Source organism: Mycobacterium sp. NGS57 (assembly GCF_059812405.1).
On record NZ_JCALCP010000005.1, the window covers coordinates 186,253 to 213,207 of the forward strand.

Here is a 26,955-nt window from a genome sequence, read left to right on the forward strand (position 1 = left end):
GCCAGTCGGCCGTCGCAAGAATCCCGCAAGAATCACACAAATCGTTCGTCGCATCCTGCTACGTGACCGGCCACCAGCGCCGACACCAGGGAAGGAACGCGACCGGCGATGACCAGCTGCCCTCTGATTCGCTTGGCCGGGGCGGCGATCGCCCTGGCCACCCTCACATCGGCTGCGGCGCAAGGACAGTCCGTGTGCGCCGACATCGGCGGGACCGTCGGCCCCGACCGGACTTGCCACATCCGCAGTTCCACGAAAGCCTACGACGTCGACATCACCTTTCCGCTCGACTATCCCGACCTGCCGGCGGTCGCCGGTTTCGTGACACGCGACCGCGATGAATTCACCGGCTGGGTCGCCAGATTCGGGCCGGGCGCCGCGCGCGGTCGTCAGTATCACTACGCCGTCACCGCCGAGACCTACCGGTCGGGCACGCCGGGCTCCGGCACCCAAAGCCTGGTGCTCACCATCGACAACGACACCGGCCTGGCCAACGAGGGCCACCCGAGCACGACGGTCCGGGCGTTCAACTTCGACCTCGCCGAAAATGCCCCCATCACCTTCGGCACACTGTTCAGGCCCGGGACAAGCCCGCTCGAGGTGCTCAACCCGATCGTGCGGCGCGCGCTGGACGCGCCGTCGGCCGAACTCACCGGGCAGACCTACCAAAACTTCGCGATCACGGACGCCGCGGTCACCTTCTTCTTTGGACAAAACCAAGTGGCGCAAGACAACAACGGGCCCCGCCAGGTCTCGGTGCCCCGTGCCGACCTGGCACCGCTGCTCGCCTAGCACATCTGTGGAAAAGGAATAGCCATGAACCACAAACACATTCGGTTCCGGATGGGTCTCGTCGCGGCCGCGGCGATGCTCGCCGCCGGTTGCGCATCGTCGACCGGATCCACCGTAGCTCACCGCCCGCCGGTCAGCCCGCCGACGGTCGCGCAGGCCGCCGCGCTCGGTGTCGAGGCGCCGATCGGGTCCATCCCGTGGGCGCGGGTCGGCCCCGGCTGGATGCTCGCCATGTGGAGCCAGGCCGTCGCGCACCGCCCCGGCGAGAAGCCCGGGCCCGACGAAACCTCCTGGGACAAGGCCACTTCCACGCTCTACCTCGTCGCTCCCGCTGGCGGCCGCTACCCGATCACCACCCTCCGGCCCGGCACCACCGCCCGAGTGGTCGACTGGTCGGTTGATCGCAGCCATGCTCTGTTGCAAGCGCCCGCACCCGGGTCGGTATCGAACTACGCGGTTACCTCGGTCGACCTCCGCGACGGCAAACTGACCTCGTTCCCCGTCGTCGACGGCGGCGCGATGGGCTACGCGCGCGCCGACGGGACGGCGGTGCTGATCGGCAAGGGCCACTATCGCGACCGGCCGTCGCTCGAACGCGTCGACCTCGCTGGCAACAGCGAGCTGACGTATCCGGTGGGACCGGACTACCAGGGCGGGGCGCTCGCGACGCAAGACGGTGCGCAACTGGTTCTCGGCTCGTCGCGGGGGCTCGCCTTGATGGGCACCGACGGGACGCCCGGTCCGGCGCTGCCGGTGCCGGGCAAGCTCACCGCGTGCTCGCCGGTCCGGTGGTGGACGCCGACGGTGGTCCTCGCCCGCTGCGGGGTGGCCGAGCGGTCCTCGACCGGTCAGCTCTGGCGGGTGCCCGTCGACGGCGCGGCGCCGAGCGCGCTCACCGCAATCAACTCGGCGCAGGGCGACGACCCCGGATTCAGCGGCGACTACGGCGACACCGACGCGTGGGAGTTGCCGAGCGGCACGTTCCTGCAGTCACTCGGCGCGTGCGGCACGGTGTTCCTGTCCCGCCTGACCCCCGACGGGCACACCACGCGGGTCAAGATTCCCGGCGTCTCCAACAGCGTGGTCGTCGACGGCGTGAGCGGTGACAAGCTGGTGCTGGTGGCCACGGCGGGCTGCGGTCCGGGCACCTCGCTGCTGGCCTACGACCCGGCCGCCAACGCCTTCACCACCCTGTTGGGGCCCGGGGTCAATGGCGGCAGCGTGACCGAAGCGATCGTTTATCCGTGGCGCAGGTGATTGCGTTGCCCGTCTCTCCGAGATAGAAGCGGCTTTGCAGTGACTGCGGCCGAGGTCGCGCGCTAGAACGAATCCGCAGCCGGAAACCCCAGGCCGAAGCACCCTTTACCCGATCTTGACCGCTTGTTGAATCCGCTTACCGAAGATTGCGGACATGACTACGCTTCGAGGGGTGGAACTGGGGGTTTTGGGACCTCTCCAGGTCCGGCAGCATGGCTCGCCGGTCGCGATTCCCGGCGCCAAACCCCGCGCCGTCCTGACGATGCTCGGGTTGCACGGCGGCTCCCTCGTGCCGGCCGAGACGCTCGTCGAGCTGCTCTGGGGCGAGGACCCGCCGCGCACCGCGGCCAAGGCTCTGCAAACGCACATCTCCGCGCTGCGCCGCACCCTCGGCGACGGCTTCGTCCTGACGCACGGCGCGGGCTGGACCCTGGCCGAGACCGACGTCGACGCCGCGCGTTACAAGACCGCCGCCCGGCTGGCGCGCGACGCCGCCGCCGCCGGCGACACCGGTCAGGCGATGGCCCGCTTCGAGGAGGCGCTTGCCCTGTGGCGCGGCATCCCCGAGCTGCCCGACGGGCGGCGCGGAACCTCGGAGAAGACGCGGTGGATCGAGGGCCACGCCGCGCTGGTGGAGGACCGGGCCGACGCGCTGCTCGCGACGGGCCGCGCCGCGGAGATCATCGGCGAGCTCGAGGCCGCGGTGGCCGAGGCGCCGCTGCGCGAAAGACGCTGGGGCCAGCTGATGCTCGCCCTCTACCGCGCCGGCCGCCAAGGCGAGGCGCTCGGCGCCTACCAGCGGGCGCGCGCGCAGCTGGTCAGCGAGCTGGGTGTCGATCCGGGGCCCGAGCTGCGGCGCCTCGAGGCCGCGATCGTCGTACAGGATTCGTCGCTGGATATCCTTGTGGCACAACAGCTTCCGTCGGTGACCCGCGCGGTAACCTTCCTGCTCACCGACATCGAAGGATCGACGGCGGCCTGGGAGGCGGACGCCGACGCGATGGCGGTGGCCCTCGCGCGCCACGACGAGCTCGTCGAACAGGTCGTCACGTCGCGCGGTGGGCGGCTGATCAAGACCCGCGGCGAGGGCGACGCGACGTTCTCGGTGTTCGAGCGGCCGTCCGCGGCCGCCGCGGCCGCCATCGAGCTGCAAGACGCGATCGCTCACGAGCCCTGGGCGCTGGCCCAGCCCATGCGAATTCGCGTCGCGCTGCACACCGGCGAGGTCGAGCTGCGCGACGGCGACTACTTCGGCCGGGCGGTCAACCGGGCCGCGCGGTTGCGATCGCTGGCCGAGGGCGGCCAGATCCTGTGCTCGGGCGCCACCGCCGAGCTCGTCATCGACTCCCTGCCCGACGACGTCATGCTCGCCGACCTGGGAATGCGCCAGCTGCGCAACCTTCCCCGCCCGGAGCACGTCTTCGAGCTTCGCCTGGAAACCGGTGAGCTCGGCCCCCGGCCGGACGTCGCCGAAGCGCCCATGGAACGGCCCGCGCTGCCCGCGGTGCTGGTCGGCCCGGGGCCGTTCGTCGGTCGTGGCCGCGAACTCGACGGGCTGCTGTCGGCGTGGCAGGCCGCGCTCGTCGGTGGCATGCAGGCGATGCTGATCGCGGGCGAGCCGGGGGTGGGCAAGACACGGCTGGCCGGCGAATGGTCGCGGCGGGCCTACGAACAGGGGGCGGTCGTGCTGTACGGCCGCTGCGATGAGGATCTCGGTGCGCCGTATCAGCCGTTCGCCGAGGCGCTGCGTTCGCTGGTGCCCTGCGCCGGCCCGGACCGGCTGCGGGGGTTGCGCGGGGTCGAGGCGCTGCTTCCGCTGGTTCCCGGGCTGACCGATGTCCTGCCCGACGTGGCCGCGCCGACGCGCGCGGATCCCGACACCGAGCGTTACGCGCTTTTCGACGCCGTTGTCGCGTTGTTGGGAGTCGCATCTGCCAGCGTGCCGGTCGTCCTGATCCTCGACGACCTGCACTGGGCGGCCAAACCCACGCTGCTGTTGTTGCGGCACCTGTTGCGGTTCGGTGAGCACGCCCGCGTGCAGATCGTCGGCACGTACCGCAGCACCGACCTCGACCGCTCCCATCCCCTGGCGGCGATGCTCGCCGACCTGCACCGTGACGGAACCGCAAATCGCCTGCAGCTCAGCGGCCTTGACGAGGACGACGTCACCGCCTACGTCGCCGAGGCCGGCTACAACGACGAGGAGCTGGCCCGGGCGCTGGCGTCGGTGACGGGCGGCAACCCGTTCTTCTTGATCGAGGCTCTGCGTCACGTCGACGAGAGCGGCGGCCGCTGGGATCCGAGCACGCTGCCGCAGGGTGTGCGGGAAGCCGTGAGCCGCAGGCTGTCCCGGCTTGCCGCGGAGACGAACAAGGGCCTTGCCGCCGCGGCGGTCGTCGGCAGCCGGTTTGCTTTGGAACTGGTCGAACGCGTAGTCGATCAGGATCTCGTCGATGCGTTCGACGAGGCGGCCAAGGCCGGCATCGTCATCGAAGAGTCCGGCGGGCACTACCGGTTCAACCACGCCCTTGTGCGCCAGTCGCTGCTCGCCGAGCTGCCGTCGGTGCGGCGCATGCGGCTGCACCAGCGCATCGCCGCAACGCTGGAAAGCCAGCCCGGCGCCGACGACGAGCTGCTCGCCGAACTGGCCTATCACTACTTCGAATGCGCCTGGGCGGGCAACGCCGCCAAGGCCGTCGAATACTGCCGGCGCGCCGCGGACCAGGCCATGGCCCGGTTGGCCTACGAAGGCGCCGCCGACCTCTACGACCGGGCACTGCACGCGCTGGAGGAGATCGACGACGAGCTGCCCGACCGCGACGACCAGGTCGCCGAGCTGCTGATCGCGCGCTGCGAGGCGCTGCTCGCCGCGGGCGACGTGGCCTCGGCGGCGGGTGCGGTTTCGCAATTGCAGGAAGCGACGATCGATTCGGCGCGCTTGGCCGCTTGGGCGACGTGCTTCGACGGTCAGCTGTCGATGCTGATCCATCCCGAGCGACTGGACCAGATCGAGGCCGCCGCGAGTGCCGCCGCGGACAAATTGGCCCAGATCGCCGACGCCGCCGGAGAAGCCAAGGCGCACACCGTTCGTGCCGGGTGCCTCGCCCGGCTCGGACGAATCGGCGACTGCGAAATCGCTCTGGACGACGCCCTGACGGCGGCGCGACGCGCGCGCGAACACCGCCGGGTCAATGCGGTGTTGGCGAACGCGCCGCTCGCGGCGCTGTGGGGGCCCAATCCGGTTCCGCGGGCGGGCGGCCGGTGTCTTGACGTGGTGCGACTGCTGCGGATCACGACCGACTCGCCGGCGGTCGAGGCGACCTCGACGCGATGCCAGGCCGTGTTGGAGGCCTTCCGCGGCCGTGCCGCGGCGGCGCAACGGATGATCGACTCGGCGCGGCGCATGGTCACCGAGCTCGGCCTTCGCCATGCCGTCCTGGAGGTCGAGCAGTTCGCCGGCATCGTCGAACTTGTTGGCGACGATCCAGCCGCGGCCGAGCCGCATCTGCGCAAGGCCTACAACGGTTTTCGTCGCATGGGCCTGGATGCCGACACCGCCGAGACCGCCGCGCTGCTGGGACGCACCTGCCTCACGCTCGGCCGCGACGCCGAGGCCGACGAATTGTGTTCGGAGAGCCAGCGTCTCGCCGGCCATGCGCTGAAGGCGGCGATCGCCTGGCGCACCCTCCGGGCGCAGTTGCTGTCACGCGGTGGTGATCACGACGAAGCCCGGCGCGTCGCCGAGGCCGCCGTTGCCCTGGCCGAACGCACCGATTTCCTGGTCGACCACGGTGACGCGTGTCTCACGCTGGCGACGGTATTGAGTGCCGCCGGCGACGCCACGGCGGCGCGTGCCGCCGCAGAGCGGGCCGCGGGCTTGTACGAACGGAAAGGCGCTGCGGCACTTGCGGAGAGGGCGCGCGGCATCCTCGGCGAGCGCGCGGTCCCGGTGGCGCCGCCTGTGCCCGAAGCGGTGAGCGCCGAACTGGACAACGCGTGCGTGCGTGCGCTAGGCCAGGTGGTTGCCGCTGTCGATCGCGAAGACTGGGACGAGCTAGAGCAGATCTTTGCTCCTGACGTCATCGTCGAAAGTCGCCGGAAAGTAGTCCACTTCAGCCTGAGCGACCTCTCGCCTGACGCATGGCCACGCGAAGTAAGACGTCTCAGCGAGAACGGCGCGCTACGGTTCCAGATCGTCGTTGTTCTCGCCGTACGGGGGGAGCTTCTGGCCCTTACCCGACTGAAGGTGGGCACGGCCGACATGAGTCCCGGTGCCCCGCAGGATGAATTGCTGCAGCTATGCCTCCTTGACGAGAAGGGCCGAATCTGCCTACAGGTGGTGTTCGACGTCGAAGACATGGACGGGGCGCTGGCCGAACTCGATGCCGCACACGCCCGATTCGAGAAGCCACACCTTGAAGCTCGGCGGCTCGAAACCGCGGCGACCGGGGTATGCCGACGCTTCGCGTCGTATCTCGTCGCCGCCGACTGGGCTGCCTTGGCTGAATCGCTGGCCGACAACATCGCCCAGGAGGATCGCCGAAGGTTGGTGGGCGGGGGGCTTCAACGCGGCCGCGATGCCGTGCTGGCCGAAATTGCTGTAGTCGCCCCGGGGCTCAAGAGCATGACGACGGACGTCATCGCGACCCGTGGTGCGCATCTCGTTCTGAATCGAGTCCGATCCGCGTTCCGCGACGAGCGTCCAGACGCATTCGGCATCGATGTCCTCGACGTCGTCGAGATCGACGCCGACGAACGGGTCGTGGCGCGCGTCGTGTTCGACCTTGACGACTTCGCAGCAGCCATCGAGGAGCTCGACGCGCGATACCTCGCCGGCGAAGCGGCCGCCCACGCCCGCACATGGTCGATGATCGCGGAATCCTATGCCGCGCTTAGCCGGCAGGAATTTCCGGCGATCAGCCCAGACTCCGTGTTTGTTGACCACCGCCAGGCAGCAGTGTTCGGAACCACTGACTTGACGACCTATGTCCGCGCCGGGTGGCAGCTCGGCCAACACATCCGGCCTTACATCAAGGCTGTTTACCGGCTGAGCAATCTCGGAGCGGTCTGCAGCTATGCAGCGCAAGGTGTTTCGGATCAGGGCTTCGACGCCGAGTGGCAGGGAGTGATGTTTGCGACGGTCGAAGGCGACTTGTTCAACCGCTGCGAGCTCTTCGACGAGGCGGATATCGATGCCGCGCTCGCGCGGTTCGATCAGCTAAGTCGGCCGACGCGACGGCTCCAAAACGCTGCCAGCCAGGTTTACGAGCGCTACAAGATGTACTTCGCCGCCCGCGACTGGGCCGCGATGGAGCAAATACTGGCCGGCGACATCCGCACCGACGATCGCCGACGAACCGTAAACGCCGGGGTCCGACAGGGTCGAGATGTCAATATCGCGGACAATCGAGCCCTCGCTGAGGTCGGGGCAAACATGTCGTCGGCCGTCCTCGCGGTCCGGGGGGAGCGACTTGCCCTATGCAAGTCCCGTTTCTCGGGACGGGACCTGGGGCCCAAGGCGTTTCATGGCGAGTTGCTCAACGTCATCGAGATCGACGCCGACAACCGGATCGTGACCGGCGTCGTGTTCGATCTCGACGACATCGACGCCGCCTTCGAGGAACTCGACGCCCGCTACCTCGCCGGCGAAGCAGCCGCCCGCGCACAGACCTGGTCGGTTCTCCTGCGTGCGCTCGCGGCGTTCAACAGACACGAGCTCCCCACGACGACGCCGGACTGGGTGAATATCGACCACCGCCGAGGAAGGGCGTTCTCGCCCGGTGACTTGATCCCATACATCGGTGCCACATGGGAGGTCGCGCCGCAAGCCAGGATCCATATCGAGGCGGTGCATCGGCTGAGCAGCCTCGGGGCCGTCGTCACCCAGTCGACGCGTGGGACGTCGCCGGAGGGCTTCGACGCCGAATGGCTAGAGGTCACCATTCTGGCTGTCGAAGGCGACCTGATGAGCCGCTGCGAAGTCTTCGACGAGGACGACCTCGACGCCGCGATCGCGAAGTTCGAACAGCTGAGCCGGCCGGCACCGCGGCTGGACAACGCGGCCCGCCGATCATGTGAGCGCATGCAAGCGTGCTTCACCGCCCGCGACTGGGACGCCCTGGCCGACACGCTTGTCGACGATTTCCACAACGAAGATCGCCGCCGAGTGGTCAATGCGGGCGTCCAACGGGGCCGAAACGCCGCGGTCGACACGATGCGGTCGGCGGCCGACCTTGGGGTTACGCACGCGACGTCAAGCGTCATTGCCACCCGGGGAGAGCGCCTCGTCCTGGCCCATGCGCGATTCTCGCAGGGCGACGAGCGGCCCGAGACATTTCGCGCCGAAGCCCTGCAGATAGCCGAGGTCGGCGACGACGGGCGAATCACTGCAATCATCATGTTCGACCCCGATGACGTCGACGGCGCACTCACGGAACTCGACGCGCGATACGTCGCCGGTGAAGCGGCCGCCTATTCGCAGGCGTGGTCGGTCGTATCGCAGACATACGCGGCAACGAACAAGCAACAACTGCGATTGACGGCCGACTGCGTAAGCATCGATCACCGACGAGCGAGAGCGTTCGCGCCCGGTGAGTTAACCGAATACATGCACGCGACATGGGACATCGCGCCGACCTTCAGGGGCTACATCGAAACCGTTCATCGGCTGGGCGACATCGGCGCTGTCGTCACGCACGTGGTGCGTGGAAGCTCGCACGACGGCTTCGATGCCGAATGGCGGGAAGTCATCCTGGCCACATTTGAAGGCGATCTGATCAACCGCGGCGAGATATTCGACGAGGCAGATATCGATGCCGCGATCAGGAGGTTCGAACAACTAAGCCGGCCGGCACCACGGCTGCAAAACACAGCGAGCCATGTGTACGACCTCGTGACCTCGTACTTCACGGCCCGGAACTGGGATGCGATGGCAACCGCCATAGCGGAGAACATGCTCAACGACGACCGTCGCCACCTGGTGAATTCCGGCATTCGGCTGGGCCGGGATAGCGAAATAGCCAACGGTCAAGCCTTCGTGGAGATCGGCGGCGAGACGCTTGCGTCGACCGTCATCGCGACCCGCGGCGGGCGCCTCGCGCTATGTCGTTCGTCAATCTTCGGGCACGGCCGGCAAGATGAGGCATTTCGTGTGGACTTTCTCAGCGTCGTCGAAGTCGACGCCAACGACCGGTTGGCAGCCCATGTTGCCTTCGACATGGACGAATTCGACGCCGCCGTTGCGGAGCTCGATGCGCGCTACGTCGCCGGGGAAGCCGCCGCCCACGCGCACACGTGGTCGGCCTTCATGAACGGCTATGCCGCCCTCAACCGACGCGAGCTGCCGCCGACTGCGCCCAACTTTGTCAGCGTCGATCACCGGCGTGGAACATCATTCGGGTCCGGCGAGTTGCTCGAATATCTGCGCGCCGGCTGGGATCTCGAGCAGGATGTCAGGCCCTTCATCGAGGCCGTGCATCGGCTGAGCGATATCGGAGCTGTGATTACCCACGCGGCACGCGGGACGTCGCGTGAGGGTTTCGACGCCGAGTGGCGAGAGGTCAACCTTTCGACGATTGAAGGCGACACGTTCACTCGGTCCGAGCTGTTCGACGAACCTGATCTCGACGCCGCGATGGAGAGTTTCGATCAACTCAGCCAGGCAGCCTCACGCCTCGCAAACGCGGCAACTCGAGCCGAGGAATGGGGCCTCGCTTCTTTCGCTGCGCGCGACTGGGACGGTTTTGCCGCGATCCTGGCCGACGAGTTTTACAGTGACGATCGCCGTCCTGTGGTGAATGTGGGGATCCGGCATGGCCGCGACGTAGCGCTCGCCAACATGCAGACAAGCGCCGAACTCGGGATCGCGTTCGGGACGTCATGCCCCATCGCGACCCGCGGCGACCGACTTGCCCTCAGTCGTTACCGCTGGTCGTGGTCGGGTCAGGGATCCGATGCCTTCCACACCGACGTCCTCAGCATCGTTGAACTCGGTGCCGACGAGCGGATCGCGGCGCGTGTCTGGTTCGACGCCAACGACGTCGACGCCGCCTTCGAGGAACTCGACGCCCGGTACCTCGCCGGCGAAGCGGCACCCCACGCGCGCACGTGGTCGGCCGTCGCGGAGGCCTGCGCCGCGCTCAATCGACACGAGCTGCCGCACACGACACCGGACTTGGTCGACATCGACCGCCGCCGCCTCGTCATGATCGAACCCGGGGGCATGCAGGACTACCTGCGTGCCACGTTCGAGGCCACGTCCCGCGTCAGCGTCCGCATCAAGGTCGTACATCGCCTCAGCGACTCCGGAGCGGTCATCACGCACCGATCGCAGGCGACCTCGCAGGAGGGGCTCGACGCCGAATGGCAGGACGTCGATGTTCTGACGATCAGAGACGACATGATCAGCCGCTGGGAGTTGTTCGACGAGACGGACATTGACGCTGCGACTGCGCGTTTTGACGAGTTACATCCGCCGGTGCGGAGACTGGACAACGCGGCAAGCCAAGTGAGCGAACGCTTTCTGGCGCACTTCGCAAACCACGAGTGGGACGCCATGGCGGAGCTATTGGCCGACGACTACTACCTCGACGATCACAGAAGTGTCGTGAACGCCGGGATCCGGCACGGTCGCGACGCGGCTATCGCCAACATGCGCGCCGTCGCCGGCCTCGAGATCGCGAACGTCGAAGTGACCGCCATCGCGACGCGCGGAGAGCGCCTCATCATCACCCGCAGCATCTTTTCGTTCGGGGATCAAGGCCCCGAGGCGTTCGTCGCCGAGCAACTCGACGTCGGGGAGATCAACTCCGATGGGCGGGTCGTGGCCAACGTCTCTTTCGACGGCGACGACATCGACGCCGCCTTCGAGGAACTCGATCGCCGGTACCTTGCCGGTGACGCCGCGGCGCACTCGCGTACATGGTTGGTCGTCGCAGGAGCGTGCGCCGCACTCAACCGTCGCGAGCTCTTTCCGACGACGCCCGATTGGGTGAGCATCGACCACAGACCAGGCATCGCGTTTACACCCGGCGACCTGACGGAGTACATCCATGCGGCATGGAACCTGATGTCAGACGGCGGCGTCTATGTCGAGACAGTGCACCGCCTTGGCCAGTCGGGAGCGGTTGTCACGTGGTCGGGATTTGCAAAATCGCCCGACGGTTTCGACGCCGAGTTTCGCGGGATCAACGTGTTGGCCGTCGAAGGCGACCTCATTAGCCGCTGCGAAATCTTCGACGAGGCAGACATCGACATCGCACTCGCCCGCTTCGACGAACTGCAGCCACAGGTGCCACGCTTGAAAAGCGCAGTGGCACAACGCTTCGCTGCGCACTTCGCCGCCCGCGATTGGGATGCGATGGCACAGATGTTCACCGACGACTACTACAACGACGATCGCCGTCGAGTCGTGAATGCCGGGGTCCGACATGGCCGAGATGCCGCCATAGAAGATCTACGAGTTTCCTCCGAGGTCGGGTTATTGTCTAAGATCACGGTGGAACTCATCGCGGGCCGCGGGGAACGCCTCATTCTCACGCGTTTTCGAGCTTCGGGGCCTGACCACGACGCGATTCAGCTTGATGTGCTTCAGGTTACCGAACACGATGCCGACGAACGGATAACGGCGGCAGTGTTGTTCGACGTTGACGACCTCGTCGCCGCCATCGAGGAGCTCGACGCCCGCTATCTCGCCGGGGAAGCGGCCGAGCACGCGCACACCTGGTCGGTGGTCGCGGCGAGCTACGCCGCACTGAACCGGCACGAACTTCCCATAACGAGTCCCGAGTGGCTGACTGTAGACCACCGCCGAGAGACGGCGTTTCAACCTGGCGACGTGATCGCATACCTCCGCGCCGGGTGGGATGTCGACCAAGACATCAATATCTATGTCGAGGTTGCGCATCGGCTAGACGGCAGCGGAGCAGTCGTGACCTACGCGGCGGACGAGACTTCGCGCGAGGGCTTTCACGCCGAGTGGCGCGGGATCGCGGTTTTCACGGTCGAAGGCGAGATGATCACCCGCACTGAGGTGTTCGACGAAGCGGAACTCGACGCTGCGCTCGCCCGCTTCGACGAACTGCACCGTCCAGCGCGGCGGCTGGAAAACGCGGCCAGCCGGATAGTTGACCGGCATTATGCGTCCTTCCGTACCCGCGACTGGGCGGCGATCAACGAAATCCTGACCGACGACACTTTCGTCGACGACCGTCGTCACCTGACGAGCTCCGGGTTCTGGGGCGGTCGCGATGTCGTAGTGGCCAACCTGCAAGCCCTGGCCGACGCGGCGCCGGTATCGTGGGCGGTCATCGCGACCCGTGGTGAGCGCCTCGCCCTCACTCGCATCTGTTCCCCCAACCGCGACGAGGGGCAGGGGGAGTTCAGTAGCGACATGCTCATCCTCGTCGAGATCGACGCTCACGAGCGCATTGCGGCGCAACTCGCGTTCGATCTCGACGATATCGACTCCGCCATCGCAGAACTCGACGCCCGATACCTCGCCGGGGAAGCGGCGGCTCAGTCGCGCGTGTGGTCGTCGATAGCGCGCGCCCAAGCGGGGTTCATTCACCACGAACTCCCGGCGACGACGCCGAATCCCGTTTTCATCGACCATCGACGACTGGTCACGACTGAGGCGGTCGATCTGGCGACATACCTTCGCACGGTGTGGGACCTCATTCCGGATGCCGGCGTCTACATCGAGGCGGTCCATCGCCTCTCCGAACTCGGAGCCGTCGTTACTCAGGCACTGAAGGGGACCTCGCACGAGGGGTTTGACGCGGAGTGGCGGATGATCAACATCTACACCGTCGACGGTGACCTGATCAGTCGCTGCGAAACCTACGACGAAGCAGACCTCGACGCCGCGCTCGCCCACTTTGACGAGTTGCACCAGCAAACGCGGCGGCTGGAGAACGCGGCAAGCCGAGCAGTCGATCGCTTTCTGTCGTACTTTGCGGCGGGCGACTGGGACGCAATGCGAGAGCTACTGTCCGACAACCTCTCCAACGATGATCGTCGTCCTGTGGTCGGTGCGGGCGTCCGCTACGGTCGCGAGGCGCAAATCGCGGATATGCGGGCGACGGCCGACGTGTGGAGCACGCACATATCGGCCACGGTCGTGGCAACACGCGGAGAGCGACTCGCCCTCATGCGCCACGGCTTCCGGAACCGCGATCAGGGAGCCGGGGCGTTCCAGACAGAGATACTCGGCATCCTGGAAATCGACGCCGACGGGCGGGCCGTCGCGCTCGTCACCTTCGATGCCAACGATATCGACGCCGCCTTCGAGGAACTCGACGCCCGCTACCTCGCCGGGGAGGCGGCGGCTCACTCGCACACGTGGTCGGTCGTCGCGCGCGCATACTCCGCGCTCAACCGGCGCGAGGCACTTCTGACGACGCCGGACTGGGTCAACGTCGACCATCGGGTTGGGGTGTCGTTTGGCTCCGGTGAACTGCCTGCATTACTCGACTCGTGGCTCCTGGCACCCGACACGTACAGCTCCGTCGAGGTTGTGCATCGCCTGAACGACTTTGGAGCAGTAGTCGCTTCCGTGTCGCATGAGACGTCGCAAGATGGCGTGAACGCCGAGTGGCGGGTGATCAACATTCTCACGGTCGAAGGCAACTTGCTCAACCGCTTGGAAGTCTTCGACGAGGAAGACCTTGACGCAGCGCTCGCGCGGTTCGACGAGCTGAACTGACCGATGCGATCAAAGCGCGTCAGCTCAGGCGACTGATCCCCGGATACTCGTCGAAGCCGCGATCGAAGCTCATCAGGCGCGTGATGTCATGACGCGCCATCACGGCGAGGTGCAGGGCGTCCCTCGCAGAGACGCTCCGATACCGCAGCACAATGTCCTTGGCTTGCTCGACGTCGATACGCGAGATCGGTAGGACGTCGTCCACGACAGCAAGGGCGGCATCGAATGCCGGCTGGATCGCCTCGCGCCTGTCGATGGCGACGTAGCGATGGCAGATTTCTTGGAGTACCTCAGCGTCGGTGACCAAACGCTCGCCAGCGGACACGGCTGATTCCAAGAGGCGCTGAGCATCAAGCTTGTGACGGTGGGCAGCGCCCACCAAGTACATGGGGATGTTCGAGTCGACCAATATCATGGCCGGGTTTCCGGCAGCTGCGCGCGGCCGCGCTCGACGTCCTCGAGCATCTGCTCGATGTCAGCTGTCGGAAATTCATGCCGTGCGGCCGACCTGATCGCGCGCAACTTGGTGCCCAGGTCACCACTGGGCTCTCGTTCCCACCCCTCGCGCAACGTCCGACGGACCCAGTCCGACACGGTCGTGTGGTGTCGGCGGGCGACCACCCGTAGCTGTTCCCATTCCTCTGGGTCGAGAAGAACCTGCAGCCGCTTACTCATCGCATGAGTATATCTGGAGCATCGCAGAATCAAATTCACTGAACCCATACAGTTCGCTCAGGCGTCGCCGTCGATATCCGCCGCATCGCCCGCGCGGTCCGACTCCCACGTGCCTGGCATCATCGGCGCCCTGGGCCCACCGCCGAACTCGTCACCGGCGAGCGTGGTCAGCCCCGCCGCGTCGGTCACGCCCGGAGTGCGCGCGGTTCCGGCAAGGCCCTGCGCTCCCGCGGCCCGATCCGAGGCGGCGGTCGACGTCACACCCCACCCCTGCGCTTCCGCGCCGCCGGGGCCGGTGTCATCCTCGAGGTCCATGTATTCATAGCCGCGGCCAAGCTGTTTGGCCGTCGCGCGTTGACGGCGACGCGCCCGGTTTCGTTCCGCGGCTGCCGCGGCCACCGCGGCGGCCGTCGGTACCGCGGCTTTGTCGGAGGCCGGCGCGTGAGCCCGGACGCTCATGCCAGATCCGAACCCGACGCCGGGAGGCGCCACCAGGTAGGGGTAGGCAGCAGCCTCCACCCCCGTCGTCGGCGGCGGTAGTGGCGGGGACGTTGCCGGCGGTGCGGTGGGCGCCGGAGCGGGGGCGGGCGCCGGGGCCGGCGCCCCGGCCGGGCTCAGGGCGATTGGGGTGATCGCGGCGGGCGGCGGCAGCGGGGGTCCTGCCGCGACCGGAATCGGTGCCGGGGCGACGGCCGGTGGTGCGACGGGCGTCAACCCCGCGAAGCCGGCGAAGCTGCCGAGCGCTCCGAGCGGGGCGGTCACCACCGGCAGCGCGACTGCCAGCAATTGCGGGAAGTTGTAGAGGAGTTGGACGATGTCGAAGATCCGATGCGTGATGAGCTGGGTCCCGGCGATGAGAAGAACCGCCATCAGCTGCGCGGGGTTGTGCGCGAATGCCAGTGTCTGCGGGTCGTAGACAAACAGTCCCTCGTAAAAGCTTGTCCAGATGTCGGCGAGTGCCTGAGAAAAATTCGTTCCCGGAGAGTACGACGTGAAGGGATTGCCCGGCCAAATGAGTTCGAGCAGGCTGTTTCCGCCCTCGAAGTTGAAGAGGTCGTTGAGGAGGCCTTGCAGCCCGAACGGATCGCCGGGGCTCGGTGACGCGGCGGATGCTGCGGCGGCTTTCATGATCGGGGGCGCTGGGGCGGTGCGCGGGGCGGCGGTGACCGCCGCGGTCGAGACCGCCTGGTAGGTGCCCATGGTGGTGGCGGCCTGAATCCACATCCGGAGGTAGTCGGCTTCGTTGAGCGCGATCGGGATGGCGTTGATCCCAAAGAAGTTCGTGGACACCAACACTGCGTGGGTCACGTGGTTGGCGGCGAGCTCGGGCAACGTCGGCATTGCCGCTAACGCCGCGGTGTATGCCGCGGCCGCGCTTTCCTGCCGGGCGGCCGTTGCGGCGCTGTTGGCACTGGCCTGCAACAGCCACGCCACATACGGAAAGTGCGCAGCCGCATACGATTCCGCGCTCGAGCCGTGCCATGCCTCGGCCCGCACCGCGGCCAATGAGCCACTGAGTTCATCGGCCGCAGAGGCGTATTCGGCGCTGAGCGAGTGCCAGGCGGCCGCGGCTGCCAGCAGCGGCCCCGGCCCCGCCCCGCTGGACAGCAGCGCCGAATGCACCTCTGGTGGCGTGGCCATCCAGATGGGGGCGGTCATGCGTCGGCGATATGTGACGATGCCGTGCCGGGCGTGACCAACCTTTCCGGAATCACTTGCAATGCCATCACTTTCACCCCTGGCAGGGTAACCCGCACGCAGGAGTTGATGCAAATGATTTGCAAGACATATGCACCGACCACGCGTCCGCGCGTGCGGGGTTGGTCAGCCCTCGGCAGCCGATTCAGTGGTGACCAGTTCGGTGAGGCCGCTGATCCTCAGAATCGGCATCAGGAGCGGATGCGCGACGACATGAATGTTGTCGGCGTGGGTGAACAACGAGTTGATCGCGGCGCTGTCCAGATACTCGACGGCGCTGAGGTCGACGGTGAGCCGTCGGCCGCTGCCGGCGGATTCGGTAGCAGCGATGAGGGCTTGGTTGAACGCGTCGATGTTGCTGAGATCGATTTCCCCCGCGGCGATCAGTTTCAGTTTCCCGTCATTGCCATGAGCGGTGTCGAGCGTAAGCAACGTGGACATCAGGTGATCCTCGCGGACAGGTGAACGGTGGTTCCAGTAGCGTCGGGCTGAATGTTGACGTCGTGCATCAGCTCTCGCATGAGCGTGATGCCACGGCCACGCCCCGGGTAGGTGGGCGGTTGGGGAGGCTTCCACGAGCCGCTGTCAGTGATGGTCAACTGCACCTGGTCGACCAGTACGGTCGCGCCCAGGGTGACCGTGCCCCCGGGTCTATGGCGGTGGCCGTGCTCGATGGCATTGGCGACGGCCTCGCCGGCGGCGATGAGCACGTCCATCGTCTGATCTGGATGCAGCCGGGCACGGGTCAACCAGCTGCGCAAGGCGGCCCGGGTCGGGGCGAGCTGGTTGACGTCGGCGGGGAAAGTCAACTCCAACGGGGCGGGATGGCGGTAGAGCAACAGGACCACGTCGTCCTGATAGCCGCCGTCCGGTACGAGGCGGGACATGATCTCATTGGCCAGATCATCCAGTGCGGCAGCGCGGCCGTCCTGCGCGACGCCGGCAACGCGGGAGATGCCGTCGCTCAACGCAATACGACGACGTTCGACGAGGCCGTCGGTGTAGAGCAGCAGCGTCGAGCGCGCGGGGATGGTCACCTGGGCTTCGGGGCGCGACCAGTCGGGGCGCACTCCCAGCGCAATGGTGTGGCCCCCGTCGAGCATCTCGGTAGTGCCGTCCGCGTGCACCAGGATGGGCGGCGGATGACCGGCGCTGGAGTACACCAGGTCGCCGGTGTCGGGGTTCAGCACGGCGCAGACGGCGGTGGTGCATTGCGCGCCGGGCAGCCGCGCGGCGAAGCGGTCCAGCCGGGAAAGGACGGCGGCGGGGTTCGGGTAGTCGAACAGCAGGGCGCGCCAGGCGCTGCGCACCTGCCCCATCACGGTGGCGGCGGCCAGGCCATGCCCGACGCAGTCACCGACGATCAAGGCGATGCGCCCGTCCTCCAGGTCGACGATGTCGTACCAGTCACCGCCCACCTGCAGCGGCCGCGTGGCGGCCTGATAGCGCACCGCGAACCCGCTCGGCAGCTGGGCGGGGCCAAGGATCGCGTGCTGCAGCGCCAGCGCGGTTTCGCGCTGCTGGTCCACCTGATGCACCCGCTGCAGGCCCTGGCCGAGGCGGCCGGCCAGCACGGTCAGCAAGGTCTGGTCCTCGAGGGTGAACGCCCGCTGCTCGGCCAGATCGATCCAGACCACGAGCACGCCCTGGGGATGCTGCAGCGCGATGCCCGCGCTCCCGGTTTGGGTTGCATTGGGGGTGAGGAGGTCGCCGTCGCGCAGTGAGCCAAGCATCTGTTGTGTCTCCGACGGCAGATCGGTCCACTGCACGGGCTCGCCCACCGACACCACTTGCGGTGCGCCAAAGGCGATTTCGGAAGCGCCGCGCTGGACCGGGAAGGTGACCGCCAGCACGCGGCGCGCCCGCCATAGCCGATGCAGCTCCTCGGCTGCGACGTTCACCGCTTCTTCGACGGTGTCAGTCTCGGCGAGTTCCTGGTTGAGCGCGTGTTCGCGACCGGCCGCCAGCGCCAAGGCGATGGCGGCGTGGCGGGCGAAGTCGCTGACGAGATCGAGGTAATCGTGACCGAACGGGGGTCGCTTCGGGTCGCGGGCCACCGCGATCACACCGAGCGCCACATCGTCGGCGATCAGCGGCATGACGACCGCCGAGCGCTCGCCGGCATCGGTGAATCCCTCGATCGGGTATTGAAAGGAATCGGTAATCAACGGCATGCCGCGACGGGCAACCCCGCCGGTGGTCGAGCCGTCCATCGGAACCTGCCGACCGATCACCTCCTTGGAGTACCGGCCGGCGGTCACGGCCACGACGAGGGTGTCGGCTTCGTCGGCCGGCGAATCGGGCTCCCCCGGCACCAGCAAGATCGCCTGCTCGGCATCCGCCAACTCCAGCGCCCTGTTCACGATGAGCTGCAACGGCCCCGTCTGGGGATCGCCGGACAACAGCGCGGTGGTGATCTCGCGGCTGGCCTTGGTCCATTTCGCCGATTCGCGTTCGCGCTCGAAGAGCCGCGCGTTGTCGATGGCGGCGGCGGCCGCGGTCGCCATCGCCCGCACCGCCGCTTCCTGGGAGTCGGAGAACGTTCGACCGGGCCGGTCGTCGATCAGGTAGAGGCTGCCGAATTCGGCGCCGCGGACTGTGATGGGGATCCCGAGCAGTGTGCGCATCGCCGGATCGTGGGTGTGCAGGTCGCCGGCCTGCGGCTCAGTGCTCAGATCGTCGATGCGAAGACCGTCGCCCAGCGGCAGATCGCCGAGTCGTCGCGCGGTCTCGGCGCCGATGCCCGCGCGGATGAACGAGACCAGGCTGCCGTCGGCCGCGCGGATGCCCAGGGTTCCGTAAGGGGCGCCGGTGAGCTCCATCGCCGCCTTGACGACTCGATGCAACGTCACATCCAGGTTGAGGTCCGAACCGATCTCGACGATGACCCGCACCAGTTGTTCCATCTGGCCGTGCGCCGCGGCCAGCTGTTCGTTGTCCCGGCTCACCGACGCGCACCGGTCCTGTCCGCAGCGTCCTCCCCGTTGCTGTGCATAGCTATAAACTTATAGGTCGATCGAGTGCCCATGTTCCTCTTCGTCGAAGCCGGGTCGGGCGAAGGTAATCGTTCGTTGCCCTTACCCGCCAGGACATATCTGAAACGGCGCATCAACACTTGCTGACCAACCGGTCTCCGTCGACTTATCCGGTGAGATCCAGCGGCGTGCCCCTCCCCCGAGTCGTCAGATTTCGGCAAAAGCGTGGTCGACGACGACTGCCGGCGGGGCATTCCCGCGCGAAAAGCCTTCCAGCAGCGCCCATTCCACCCCGATCGCAAACGCCGACTCCTCGCTGGCGCCCCCGGCTCGCTCGAGGCCGATCGACGCGTCATGATCGGTTGACCAGCCGCGTCCCCGGCACACGGTTCATCGTCACGGTGCGCGGTGCTTTTCGCGCATGCACTGACGCGGGCGCCTTCCTGAACGCCTAACGCTGCCCGCGTCGGGCCAGTTCTCTCACAATATCTGGACAACCGCTTGTTCAAAATACTGATTAAATGCAAGGTAGACAGGTTTCTTCCCGGTCCGGTCCAGGAATTCTTGAAATGCCTTGAATTCATGCTCCTCAGCACCCGGGTAGTTATAGAATTCATCGAAGACGATCACGGTTCCCGAGACGATATTATCCGCCAACTGGTCGAAGATCTCCTTTGCAGACGAATAGATGTCGCAATCGACATGCAAGAAGGCGATGGGAGCCGATTTCAGAACGTTCTTCTTGAACTGCGGAAGCGTCGCCTGGAACAGGCCCTTCACCAGGGTCACGTTGTGCAGGACCGGCGGCATCCACCCCTCGGCGTTGACCCGAAACGTGCCTTGTGGGACAGCGATATCGGTGCGGGCCCACTGTTCGGGAAGCCCGTCAAAGGAATCGAATCCCCAGATCTTTTGCTCTGGATTCAGAGCGGCTATGAAGTTGATGGTCTTACCGGTGCACACGCCCATTTCTAAAAACGCGCCGCGCAAGGCGACGCGGTCAGAGCCGAATTTGAGCACCGCGGCATCTGTGTTGAGAGCCTCGGCATTGCCGAAGTGATTCGTCACCGTCGCTCGCGCCGCGGGCGAATCCCGATAGTCCTTGTCCATCGGGTAGAAGTTCAGAACCTGGTGCCCTTTGTGCCACTCTTCGCTGACGGTGGGCATCTTGACCAACTGTTCCCAGTCGAATCCCGTGGTATGTGCAGAGTCTGATGTCATCGACGGTCTCTTTTCGTGTCAACCCAGCACGGCGAAGGCGAGCAATTCCACGGGCTCAACCTCCTTGCCGGATGACGCAGCATGATTCATCGGCAGCGTAAGGGCTCAGCGAGTAATTCACACCGGAATCGTCAAGGTGCCGGCCGCGTCAGCGGTCATCGCGAAGACGAGGTGCCGCGCCGCCGGTGCGGGCGGTGGGCGCCGAGGACGTCCTCGTTGGCCAGCGTTTGTGCCTGAGCGGCCAGCGTCGAGGCGCGGTTGGCGTAGGCAATTGCGTCGGCCTCGTTTGTTGCTTGCGTGCCTTCTGCGGCCGCCACATACCGTTTCGCCTCTTCGAAGCGGGCCAGCGCGTCCGATCCGATGCCGTCGCGATGCCGGGCGACGTAGCCGGAGATCTGGCGCACTCGGGCGTAGGCGGTGGACAACGCCTGCCCCGACGACGTATCGCGCCCGTCGATGCTCACCTGATTGTCGGATCCGGTGCGCCGGCGCCGGCGCAGGCGGTAGACCACGAAGATCACCACGGCCACGGCGACGACGGCGACGATGACGCCGAAGACGACCAGCGGCCAGATCGACTCTGACGAGCTCGCCTGTTTGTCCAGTCCGTCGGCCGCGGCGACCGCGGCACCGCTCCAGTCTTTGGCGTTCACCGCGGGTTCAATGTGGTTGCCGCGCAGGTCGTTCAACTCCGCTTCGGTGAGACCCTGCACCGTCGGCGGCACGTTGAACGTGTACAGCTTGGTGTTCGTGGCCACGGCCAGCAGCACGTCGCGGCCGCCCATTTTGCTCGCGCTGCGGGTTTGGTCGGCCCAGTTGTCGGGCTTGAACCGGTTGAAGTTGTCGACGTAGACCACCCACAGTTGAATGTGCCGGTCGCGGGCGAGCCAGTCGATCGCCGAGCTGACCGCCGCCCGATCGGAATCCGTCAGCACCCCGGTGTTGTCGGTGACGTGGTTGGTGAGCTTGGACGGCGGTTGCGCGCCGGCCGGGGCCGTCAACAGCAACCCCGCTGTGAGGATCGAGACGGCGGCACCGAACAGGCGAAGCATGCGCATACGGGTAATTTAGCCGTCCATTCACGACGCGGGCGGGTCCAACTGGTGTCGCATTTTGTGGGAAGAACGGCTCGATAGCCCGCGGTGGGTTGCGTCGCACCGGCGCAAACTCAATCGAAGTTGTCCATCCGAGGAGATTGATCACGACAAGGTGTGCCGGGCATCGCCTGGTCGACAGCATTTTCAGCAGCACTCGGCCCGAGTGACGGAAGGGAGCAGACAAATGGATATCTATGAAGCGCTGTACACCACCAGGATGATGCGGCGGTTGCGGCCCGATCCCATTCCGCTGGAAACCCAGGCCCGGATCCTCGATGCGGCCGTTCGCGCGCCAAACGGCGCAAACACCCAGCGCTGGCACTTTGTGGCCGTTGACGATCGGGAACTCATCCGCCAGTTCGCCGAGCTGTTCCGGCAGGCGCGCGCCCTCGAATACGAGAAGTTCAGGACGGGGACGGGACCGATGGTAGCGACGGCGCCCGGTGCGGACCCGTCCGCCCACGCCGAGACGATGCGGCGAGTGAAGGGCTCAGGGAACTACCTGGCCGACCACTTCGAGGAAGTCCCCCTGCTGCTCTTCGTCTTCGCGATCGACGACCTCGGCGGTGCCAACATCTACCCGGCGATCTGGAGTGTGTTGCTCGCCGCCCGTGCCGAGGGCGTCGGCGGCGTCATGACGATGGTGCTCCGAAATTTCGAGGACCGGGTCAACGAGTTACTGGGCGTACCCGTTGAGGAAGGCTGGACGATGTCGGCCATGCTGACCCTCGGCTACCCACGGGGCAAATGGGGTGTCGCAGCCAATCGGCGTCCCGTGCAGGAGGTTTCGTCCCGCAATCGCTGGGATGCGCCGTTCGGTGTCGAAGTGCCGCAGCCGCTGTGGCCGCCTCAGGGCGCCATGACGGGCGGTCTGGCCGCGGTAGGCTGAACTTTCGTCGGAAGGGGATTGGCTGTGCGCGATCTGAGCGACCGCCGCCCTCGGGGGTGAGCACCGCTGTGCAAGCGATCATCGCAGTTGACCGTGGCGCCGGTCCTCGTGGGCTTTCTCTGGCCGAAGTGCCCTACCCCCATGCCGCGGAAAACGACGTCATCGTCCGGGTCCATGCCGCGGGCTTTACTCCGGGCGAGCTCGACTGGCCGGCGACCTGGACCGACCGTGCGGGGCGGGACCGATCTCCCACCATTCCGGGACACGAAGTCTCTGGAGTCGTCGCCGAGTTGGGCTACGGGACAACGGGGTTGACCGTGGGCCAGCGGGTCTTTGGGATCACCGACTGGGCCCGAAACGGCACGCTCGCCGAATACGTCGCGGTGGAGGCCCGCAATCTTGCGCCGTTATCGGCACACATTGACCACACAGTGGCTGCCGCGTTGCCGATTTCCGGACTGGCCGCGTGGCAGGGATTGTTCGCTCACGCGCATCTTGTCACCGGCCAGACCGTACTGGTTCATGGCGCCGCCGGCGCCGTTGGTTCCATCGCGGTGCAACTCGCCCGCGAGGCCGGAGCGCGCGTGATCGGCAGCGGCCGTACCGACCACAAGGGCACGGTGCTGGGTCTCGGGGCCGACGCGTTCCTGGATCTGCAGCAGGATCGGCTGGAGGATGCCGGCCAGGTCGACGTGGTGTTCGACGTACTCGGCGGTGAAATCCTCGAGCGTTCAGCGCAATTAGTGCGTGCCGGCGGTGCGTTGATCACGATCGCTGAACCACCGCAGGTTCAGCCGGAGCACGCACGCACAGTCTTCTTTGTCGTCGAACCCGACCGGGCCACTCTCGTCGCCCTGGAGCGCAGAGTTGGTGACGGCCGGCTGCGCCCGATCGTCGGAGCGGTATGTTCATTGGACGAAGCGCCCTCGCCATTCGATCCCGCGTCTCGCAGCCGCGGCAAGACCATCATCGTCGTCACCGACGCGGATTAGCCAGGTGGGGATCGGTGAACGCGCCGTCGCCTACCTCATCTGGGTGTCGAGGATCAACCGAAACACCGTCAGGCCCGGCGGATGGCACTCAATGCTAGTTTCCTCCGGTGATGTTCTCAGCTACTGGTGCAGTCGCGCGGTGGATCGCCCCCTTCCTCACGGTTGCGGCCGTTGCCGGCACGGGTCTTCTGGCTGACCCGGTGCAGGCCGGTCGCGCTCCCGCAGTGCGCCTGGCCAGCGATGCCAACCCGTTGGCCGGCGCTCCGTTCTACGTCAATCCGTCGTCGGCGGCTATGCGCGCCGCGCAGCACGCCGATCCGCCGAGTCCCGAGCTGACGGCAATCGCCAATACGCCGCAGGCGTACTGGATTGTCCCCGGCGGTTCGGCCGGAACGGTCGGGAAGTACGTCGGCGACGCGAATGCCGCCGGTGCCATCCCGGTGCTGGCGATCTATGGGATTCCCCACCGCGACTGCGGCAGTTTCGCCGCGGGCGGGATGGGATCCGGCGCCGACTACCGGGGCTGGATCGACGGCATCGCCGCCGGCGTCGGCACCTCGCGGGTGGCGATCGTCGTCGAACCCGACGCGCTCGCCATGGCCGACTGCCTGTCGGGCGACCAGCGCCAGGAGCGCTACGACTTGGTTCGCTACGCCGTCGACACGCTGACCCGGGACCCGAACGCGGCCGTCTACGTCGACGCCGGTCACTTGCGCTGGCACAGCGCCGACGACATGGCCGCCCGGCTCAACCAAGCCGGTGTCGGTCACGCGCGGGGCTTCAGCCTCAACACGGCGAACTTCTTCACCACCGAGGACGAAATCGGTTACGGCGAAGCGATTTCGGGGCTCACGAACGGCTCGCACTATGTGATCGACACCTCGCGCAACGGTGCCGGGCCCGCGCCCGACTCCGAGCTCAACTGGTGCAACCCCAGCGGCCGGGCGCTGGGCGCTCCGCCTACCGCGGCCACCGCGGGCGCGCATGCCGACGCCTACTTGTGGATCAAGCGTCCCGGTGAATCCGACGGGACGTGCGGCAAAGGGGATCCGCCGGCGGGCACCTTCGTCAATCAGTACGCCATCGATCTGGCCCGCAAAGCGGGCTAGGGTTCGCGAAACCGCTTCGCCAGATACGGCGCCGTCCGACTGTGTTTCGCGCGTGCCACCTTCTTCGGCGGGCCCGCCGCAACGACCCGGCCGCCGTCGCTGCCGGCTCCCGGCCCCAGGTCGATCACCCAGTCCGCGCCCGCGACCATCCGCATGTCGTGTTCGGCCACCACGACCGTGTTTCCCGCGTCGACCAGGCGGTGCAGTTGACCATCGAGCAGATCCACGTCGGCGGGATGAAGCCCGGTCGTCGGCTCGTCGAGGACGTAGAGGGTATGCCCTCGCCGGGGTCTTTGCAGTTCGGCGGCGAGCTTGATCCGCTGCGCCTCGCCACCCGACAGCTCGGTCGCGGGCTGTCCGAGACGCAGATACCCCAGTCCGACCTCTTGCAGTGTGGTCAGGCTCCGCGCCGCGGCGGCGACGTCGGCAAAAAACGCCGCGGCCTCATCGACGGTCATCGCAAGCACGTCGGCGATCGTACGGTCCCGATAGCGCACCTCGAGTGTCTCGTCGGAGTAACGCGCTCCTTGACACGCCGGACAGGTCGCGTATGTGCCTGGCAGGAACAACAATTCGACCGATACGAACCCCTCCCCCTGGCAGGTGGGGCAGCGACCTTCGGCCACGTTGAAGGAAAACCTGCCCGCCGTCCACCCGCGGCGACGTGCCTTTGGGGTCGCGGCGAACTCGCGGCGCACGGCGTCGAACAAGCCGGTGTAGGTCGCCAGCGTCGAGCGCGGCGTGCGTCCGATGGGGCGCTGGTCGACTGATACCAGCCGGTTGATCTCCTCGGCCCCCTCTGCAGTCACCCCGACACTCGCGTCGTGATCGAGATCGACGATGCCGCCGTCGGTTTCGTCGTCGTCCGACTCGGTCGGCTCGGCTGTTCGTCCCATGCCGAGGTGGCTGTGCACGACATCGCCGAGGACTTTGACGACGAGCGTCGACTTGCCTGAACCGGACACCCCGGTGACCGCGGTGTACACACCCAGTGGCAGCTCGACGTCGAGGTCTCTCAAATTGTGGAAGCAGATTCCGCGCAGTCGCAGCCACCCGGACTGTGTGCGGGGTTGACGAGACGGCGGCCTGGTCTTCTCGAATAGGTACCTGCGAGTGATCGACATCTCGATGTCGGCCAGGCCCGCCACCGGCCCGCTGTAGAGCACGTCCCCGCCAATCTCCCCCGCCCCGGGCCCAACGTCGACGATCCAGTCGGCACGGCGTACAACATCCATGTCGTGTTCGACCACGAATAACGAATTGCCTGCGCGCCGCAGGCGATCGAGCACCTCGAGTAGCGGTTCGGCGTCGGCGGGGTGCAGTCCGGCCGACGGCTCGTCGAGCACATAGAGCACGCCGAACAAGCCGGCGCGCAGTTGAGTGGCGAGGCGCAACCGCTGCAGTTCACCGGGTGACACCGTCGGTGTGCGGCGACTAAGGGTGAGATAGCCGAGGCCGAGATCGACGAGCACCTGCAGGCGCGCGACGAGGTCGGCGGCGATCATGGTCGCCACTTCGGTCAGCTCACCGGATTGCGTGGACTCGTAGGCGGCGGCGGCATCGGTCCGAGAAGCCGTCGGGCGCAACGTGTCAGCGAGGTCGGCCAGCGGCATCGCCGTGTAGTCGGCGATGGTGCGTCCGGCGAATGTCACTTGCAGCGCCTCCGGCCGCAGCCCGGAACCGTCGCATATCGGGCACTCGACGCTGTCGACGAATTGCAGTACACGGCGACGCATCATCGCGCTGTGGGAGTTGGCCAGCGTGTGGCGGACGTGGCGTTCGGCGCTGGAGAACGTGCCGTTGTAGTAATAGTCGGCCTGCACGGGGTGCTGGCTGGGATCGATTTCGACTGTCGGCTGGTCGTCGGTGAACAGGATCCAATTGCGTTGCCGCTTAGGCAGTTTCCGCCACGGCTTGTCGATGTCGTACCCGAGCGTGACGAGGATGTCGCGGAGGTTCTGGCCCTGCCACGCGCCCGGCCATGCGGCGACGGCGCCTTCGCGGATGGTCAGCGAGGGGTCTGGTACCAGCGTCTCTTCGGTCACCCGATGGATTCGTCCCAACCCGTGGCATTCCGGGCACGCCCCCACCGCGGTGTTCGGCGAGAACGCATCGGAGTCCAGTCGTTCCGTGGCCCCGCGCGGGTAGGTGCCGGCGCGGGAGAACAGCATCCTCAGCAGGTTCGACAAGGTGGTGACGGTGCCCACGGTCGATCGCGACGTCGCCGAACCCCGGCGCTGCTGCAGCGCGACGGCGGGTGGTAGCCCGGTGATGTCATCGACCTTGGGCGCGCCGGTGGGCAACAGCAGGCGACGGGCGTACGGCGCGACCGATTCGAAGTAGCGGCGCTGGGCCTCGGCGTAGATGGTCCCGAAGGCCAACGACGATTTGCCGGATCCCGAGATCCCGGTGAAGGCGACCAGCGCGTCACGCGGCGCCACGACGTCGACACCCCGCAGATTGTGGACCCGCGCTCCGTAAACGCGCACACAAGGGTCGATGTCGTCGGTGCTCCGGTGGGACATTTTCGTCATGTTGCTCAGCCG

Annotated in this window: 15 protein-coding genes; 6 read left to right on the plus strand and 9 right to left on the minus strand. The window is 66.8% G+C overall.

Annotated features, from left to right (window positions below; translation table 11 throughout):
• Positions 1–108 precede the first annotated feature (108 nt).
• The 3 genes from AC5Y43_RS11845 to AC5Y43_RS11855 all read left to right on the plus strand — a co-directional run bounded on the left by AC5Y43_RS11845 (position 109) and on the right by AC5Y43_RS11855 (position 13,753).
• A complete protein-coding gene (locus tag AC5Y43_RS11845) occupies positions 109–792 on the plus strand; it encodes an esterase (RefSeq protein ID WP_499972526.1) in 684 nt (227 codons plus the stop codon).
• A 24-nt stretch (positions 793–816) separates the two neighbouring features.
• On the plus strand, positions 817–2,049 hold the full coding sequence (locus AC5Y43_RS11850) for a hypothetical protein (RefSeq protein WP_499972527.1): 1,233 nt from the start codon (positions 817–819) through the stop codon (positions 2,047–2,049).
• 172 nt (positions 2,050–2,221) lie between these two features.
• The gene (locus AC5Y43_RS11855; RefSeq protein WP_499972529.1) at positions 2,222–13,753 is read left to right on the plus strand and encodes a BTAD domain-containing putative transcriptional regulator; all 11,532 of its coding nucleotides are present in this window, start codon (positions 2,222–2,224) and stop codon (positions 13,751–13,753) included.
• Between the two features lie 19 nt (positions 13,754–13,772).
• Here AC5Y43_RS11855 and AC5Y43_RS11860 read toward each other — a convergent pair whose 3' ends face one another.
• The 8 genes from AC5Y43_RS11860 to AC5Y43_RS11895 form a co-directional block, all read right to left on the minus strand.
• Positions 13,773–14,168 carry a type II toxin-antitoxin system VapC family toxin gene (locus AC5Y43_RS11860; protein ID WP_499972532.1) on the minus strand — a complete coding sequence of 132 codons (396 nt, stop codon included), beginning with the start codon at positions 14,166–14,168 and terminating at the stop codon, positions 13,773–13,775.
• On the minus strand, positions 14,165–14,428 hold the full coding sequence (locus AC5Y43_RS11865; RefSeq protein WP_499972536.1) for an antitoxin: 264 nt from the start codon (positions 14,426–14,428) through the stop codon (positions 14,165–14,167). The genes AC5Y43_RS11860 and AC5Y43_RS11865 overlap by 4 nt, the downstream gene beginning before the upstream one ends.
• Before the next feature lie 57 nt (positions 14,429–14,485).
• Positions 14,486–16,087 (minus strand): PPE family protein, encoded by a 1,602-nt coding sequence (locus AC5Y43_RS11870; protein WP_499972538.1) that lies wholly within the window; start codon positions 16,085–16,087, stop codon positions 14,486–14,488.
• 165 nt (positions 16,088–16,252) lie between these two features.
• Positions 16,253–16,567, minus strand: a complete 315-nt coding sequence (locus tag AC5Y43_RS11875; protein WP_499972542.1) for an STAS domain-containing protein — start codon at positions 16,565–16,567, stop codon at positions 16,253–16,255.
• Entirely contained in the window at positions 16,567–19,032 is a 2,466-nt protein-coding gene (locus AC5Y43_RS11880; RefSeq protein WP_499972860.1) for a SpoIIE family protein phosphatase, read from the minus strand. The genes AC5Y43_RS11875 and AC5Y43_RS11880 overlap by 1 nt, the downstream gene beginning before the upstream one ends.
• A 276-nt stretch (positions 19,033–19,308) precedes the next feature.
• Positions 19,309–19,488 carry a hypothetical protein gene (locus AC5Y43_RS11885; RefSeq protein WP_499972544.1) on the minus strand — a complete coding sequence of 60 codons (180 nt, stop codon included), beginning with the start codon at positions 19,486–19,488 and terminating at the stop codon, positions 19,309–19,311.
• A gap of 93 nt (positions 19,489–19,581) precedes the next feature.
• Complete coding sequence (locus AC5Y43_RS11890; RefSeq protein WP_499972545.1) at positions 19,582–20,268, minus strand: TylF/MycF/NovP-related O-methyltransferase; 687 nt, start codon at positions 20,266–20,268, stop codon at positions 19,582–19,584.
• Between the two features lie 209 nt (positions 20,269–20,477).
• Positions 20,478–21,380, minus strand: a complete 903-nt coding sequence (locus AC5Y43_RS11895; RefSeq protein ID WP_499972547.1) for a TPM domain-containing protein — start codon at positions 21,378–21,380, stop codon at positions 20,478–20,480.
• A 223-nt stretch (positions 21,381–21,603) separates the two neighbouring features.
• Here AC5Y43_RS11895 and AC5Y43_RS11900 point away from each other — a divergent pair, with 223 nt between their 5' ends.
• From AC5Y43_RS11900 to AC5Y43_RS11910, 3 genes are all read left to right on the plus strand, one after another.
• Positions 21,604–22,308 (plus strand): nitroreductase family protein, encoded by a 705-nt coding sequence (locus AC5Y43_RS11900; RefSeq protein ID WP_499972862.1) that lies wholly within the window; start codon positions 21,604–21,606, stop codon positions 22,306–22,308.
• A gap of 68 nt (positions 22,309–22,376) precedes the next feature.
• Positions 22,377–23,300, plus strand: a complete 924-nt coding sequence (locus AC5Y43_RS11905) for an NADP-dependent oxidoreductase (protein WP_499972549.1) — start codon at positions 22,377–22,379, stop codon at positions 23,298–23,300.
• A gap of 107 nt (positions 23,301–23,407) precedes the next feature.
• Positions 23,408–24,409, plus strand: a complete 1,002-nt coding sequence (locus AC5Y43_RS11910) for a glycoside hydrolase family 6 protein (protein WP_499972551.1) — start codon at positions 23,408–23,410, stop codon at positions 24,407–24,409.
• On the opposite strand, the gene AC5Y43_RS11915 is transcribed toward AC5Y43_RS11910, so the two are convergent.
• Positions 24,406–26,943 (minus strand): excinuclease ABC subunit UvrA, encoded by a 2,538-nt coding sequence (locus AC5Y43_RS11915; RefSeq protein WP_499972553.1) that lies wholly within the window; start codon positions 26,941–26,943, stop codon positions 24,406–24,408. The genes AC5Y43_RS11910 and AC5Y43_RS11915 overlap by 4 nt on opposite strands.
• Positions 26,944–26,955: the final 12 nt, after the last annotated feature.